Genomic DNA, 3924 nt, shown 5'->3' on the forward strand with positions numbered 1-3924 from the left:
CTCAACGGATAAAAGGTACGCCGGGGATAACAGGCTGATACCGCCCAAGAGTTCATATCGACGGCGGTGTTTGGCACCTCGATGTCGGCTCATCACATCCTGGGGCTGAAGTCGGTCCCAAGGGTATGGCTGTTCGCCATTTAAAGTGGTACGCGAGCTGGGTTCAGAACGTCGTGAGACAGTTCGGTCCCTATCTGCCGTGGGCGTTGGATGATTGAAGGAAGCTGCTCCTAGTACGAGAGGACCGGAGTGGACGAACCGCTGGTGTTCGGGTTGTTATGCCAATAGCATTGCCCGGTAGCTACGTTCGGAATCGATAACCGCTGAAAGCATCTAAGCGGGAAGCGAGTCCTAAGATGAGTCATCCCTAGGGATTTAATTCCTCTAAAGAGCCGTTCGAGACTAGGACGTTGATAGGCAGGGTGTGTAAGTGCTGTGAGGCATTGAGCTAACCTGTACTAATGACTCGTGAGGCTTAACCATACAACCCAGATGGGTTTACTCTTGTTAAGAGAGAAGTATGTGGTTAATGAGTGATTACTTTACAAGCACAAAAGAATACCGACTTGATTTAAGTTGAACCAATTATTACTTTTATTTAAAGCTATTTAAAAGACTTTTTAAATAGCCAGCTTTCTAAATTCTTTTACCTTTAGCTTTTTGAAAAGCTGAAAGTAATCGCAAAATTAGTCTGGAAACCATAGCATTGTGGCCCCACCTGAATCCATCTCGAACTCAGAAGTGAAACGCAATTGCGCCGATGGTAGTGTGGGGTCTCCCCATGTGAGAGTAGGTCATTTCCAGGCGCCTAATATACTGTATAATTTAGCAGTTAAGTTTACATTTTATGTAGCACATAAGACTAAGTTATCGATAGAAGAATAAAATATTGCTGATATGGCTCAGTCGGTAGAGCGCATCCTTGGTAAGGATGAGGTCCCCAGTTCGATTCTGGGTATCAGCACCATTTTCACAGCACATTTTACCGATAGTGCTAAAAAAATTAGCCTGGAAACCATAGCATTGTGGCCCCACCTGATCCCATCTCGAACTCAGAAGTGAAACGCAATTGCGCCGATGGTAGTGTGGGGTCTCCCCATGTGAGAGTAGGTCATTTCCAGGCGCCTATTTAAGTAGAGAAGCCACCTGAATAAGGTGGCCTTTTTGCGTTTGGGTGTTTTTAAATGTGGACATTATTTCCCATATCCAACTTCAATGCAGGCAGGTGTCTTATCCGCTTAAGCGCGTACGTGCAGTGCCAACTCCCGATGTCGGTCGATAAATGCTCCTTCAATATCGACACTTCCGCCATCCCTGGCGGTCGCCGCGCCGCTAAGCTTGGTTAAAAAATTGCTCCATGCATTTTTGACATTCACCACATCCATGTGGCTAGCTCCCCAGCTCAGCGACTGCGTCGTTTCTCGCTACAAAACAGTTGAATGCTGCGCATCCAAAGCACTGTTTTTTCGCCCCCATGTGTCCACTTTGCGGACTACGAGAGGTCACTGATTTGCTCCTGCATAAGTGACACTTCCCTCGTCCATGTGGGTCGTAGGTCATTTCCAAGCGCCTAATACCATTCTAAGTAAAAATATGATCTAATTGTGATCATCATATCTTCTTCATTTGTATTCATGGATAATTTTAAAAATACAGCAACTTAAATGGCATCGAGAGCAAATAATCGACCTCGATGTTCAGTGGAAAAGCAAGCCAGGAACTCATCGATTAATCGCCTTCTGGGATAGAAATAAATCGGCGATTGGTTACCTCATCACCAACCTAAAGCGAGCACAATTCAGCGCTGATAAAGTAAGTGAATTATATGGATTACGCTGGCAAATAGAATTATTCTTCAAGGAGTTAAAGTCATACAGCGGTTTAAAAACCTTCAATACTCGAGATAAAAGCATTGCCGAAAGTCTCGTGTGGGCGAGCATGCTTACCTTACTATTAAAGCGCTTTATCGCGAGGGCGAGCGGCCTAATACACCAAGTGACTATATCTACGCAAAAAGTCGCACGGTGTGCAAACGATTGGCTGCCTGACATTTTAAAAGCACTGTTATCTGGACGTGAATACAGGATCAAAAAGACACTAAGGAAATGGTGCCGTTACTTCAGTGAGTATGCTTGCCGCGCTCATCCTAAAAGAGATAATCAGACGCTTTTTGTACAACTAACAGAAACTCATGTCTGAGAATGTATAACCCCTCATATTTAAAGGGCTACAGCTCCTTAAGGACTAACATATGAGCTCTTGCTCGTAGCCAGACATCCATTCAAATGAAGATGCGCTTACTTGCACTCGCTCATTTTCAAGATGGAAAGTCTCGGACTCAAATTTCTCAATTTTTAAAAGTGAGTAGAACCAGTGTCAACAAGTGGGTACATGTCTATTTAACAGAAGGCCTAGCAGGCTTACAAGAGAAACCACGTACTGGTAGCCCCACATTTATTAGCACTAAACAACGAGCGCAACTGGCTGACTACATAGAAAAAAAAGCAAGTAGCGCTCAAGGTGATAGATTAACCGGGGCACATATTCATCGCTATATTCTGTCAGAATTTGGCAAAACCTACCATCCAGACTCTATCTATTATTTATTGAATCATATGGGGTTTTCCTGGATAACCTTACGCTCTAAGCACCCAAAACAATCAGCAGAGGCCCAAGAAGAGGTATAGGCCAAGCAATAGTGGTTCCATGGATGAGTAAAGAAGCCATGATCCTGCACTTGAGACAGATCTCGGAAGTCACAGAAGCAGACAGACATGCAGTCGTTATTATGGATGGTGCTGGCTGGCATACCGATGGCATTGCAGATGAATTCAATAATGTCAGCCTCATCAAATTACCCCCTTATTCACCTGAGCTTAATTCGATCGAACAAGTGTGGAGCTGGATGCGCCAGCACTGCCTTGCCAATCGAGTTTTCAAAAATTATGAAGACATTGTTGATAGTGTTTGTGAAGCCTGGAATACTTTCACCGAGAGTGCAGAAAGAGTGACAAAAATGTGTTCTAGGGATTGGGCGAATATGACCAGTTAATTTTCCAGATTGGTATTAGAGCCTATGGCGGTCACAGTTTAGGGCAAGCGGAGAAACTTCACCCCCATGTGTCTACTTAGTGGACCGAATAGGTTATTTACCGGCGCATTCCTTATTTAACTGTGAAGCAGTTACCTTGAATAACGACAGTAGGATCATCATCCCCTCATTCATTCGCTTGAGTTGGTTAGCCTAAAACTCTGAGTTGATCACTTTCTTTATCCCTATTGGTATCAGAACTTAGAATATACCTAGAACAGATCTGCAATGGGTCGAGACAATGACAAAGAGCTATAGGATAAATCTGATTACTTTATAGGGCTGGATAGGTATTAATTAACGCTTTCCTGTGAGATTCCGATCGTTAACCTCGTGATGATAAGTGCTTCCTGGCTAGAGAAATTAATAAATAGCTATATTGCAGCGAGGTTAACGGCTTCTGCCTCTATACTTGGTGGCTTAGGTTACTTGTAAGCAAGGGAGGTCTTAGTCAGAAATCATCTGTTTTGTGGATAAGTCTGGGGGTAATTAGTGTGTAGCATGTGTTTAAACTGGGGGTGCAAAAAAGGTCACTTTTTCTAGAAAAAGCGCTTGCGCTCTGGGCTGATATCCCTATAATGCGCATCCACTGACACGGCAAACAGCGTCACTAAGGCAGTAGCCATAGCGATAATGAAACGAGTCAGGGAGTTAAGTGAGTTTGGTTATGATGTTTGCTGGTGGTTATTTAACCGCTTGGAAATCTTCTTAAAAAAGCACTTGACGCCAACAACTGGGAGTGTAGAATACGCATCCCTAGCCAAGGCGGAACGCCTTGGGAAGTAAGTAAAAGCCTGCGACCTAGCGTCTAACGGCGGTGCTACCAAGCACCA

General features: G+C 44.1%; 2 protein-coding genes, 1 tRNA gene, 3 rRNA genes and 1 pseudogene. 6 read left to right on the top strand and 1 reads right to left on the bottom strand.

Going from position 1 to position 3924, the window contains the following annotated elements; all coding sequences use genetic code 11:
* The 4 genes from KT99_RS19430 to rrf (KT99_RS19445) all read left to right on the top strand — a co-directional run.
* Positions 1 to 483: ribosomal RNA gene (locus KT99_RS19430) — 23S ribosomal RNA — on the top strand; the annotation flags it as partial.
* Between the two features lie 207 nt (positions 484 to 690).
* A 5S ribosomal RNA gene (gene rrf, locus KT99_RS19435) occupies positions 691 to 806 on the top strand.
* Positions 807 to 891: 85 nt separating this feature from the next.
* Positions 892 to 967, top strand: a tRNA-Thr gene (locus tag KT99_RS19440).
* 40 nt (positions 968 to 1007) lie between these two features.
* Positions 1008 to 1123 (top strand): 5S ribosomal RNA (gene rrf / locus KT99_RS19445).
* Positions 1124 to 1238: 115 nt separating this feature from the next.
* Here rrf (KT99_RS19445) and KT99_RS22130 read toward each other — a convergent pair.
* Positions 1239 to 1385 (bottom strand): hypothetical protein, encoded by a 147-nt coding sequence (locus tag KT99_RS22130; protein WP_005503683.1) that lies wholly within the window; start codon positions 1383 to 1385, stop codon positions 1239 to 1241.
* A 241-nt stretch (positions 1386 to 1626) separates the two neighbouring features.
* Here KT99_RS22130 and KT99_RS19450 point away from each other — a divergent pair, with 241 nt between their 5' ends.
* Together KT99_RS19450 and KT99_RS21245 are read left to right on the top strand one after the other, a co-directional pair.
* The gene (locus KT99_RS19450) at positions 1627 to 2199 is read left to right on the top strand and encodes a transposase (RefSeq protein ID WP_005503684.1); all 573 of its coding nucleotides are present in this window, start codon (positions 1627 to 1629) and stop codon (positions 2197 to 2199) included.
* Positions 2200 to 2285: 86 nt separating this feature from the next.
* Positions 2286 to 3052, top strand: a pseudogene (locus tag KT99_RS21245) (transposase).
* Positions 3053 to 3924 lie beyond the last annotated feature (872 nt).

Origin of the sequence: Shewanella benthica KT99, assembly GCF_000172075.1 — a bacterium.
Lineage (GTDB): Bacteria > Pseudomonadota > Gammaproteobacteria > Enterobacterales > Shewanellaceae > Shewanella > Shewanella benthica_A.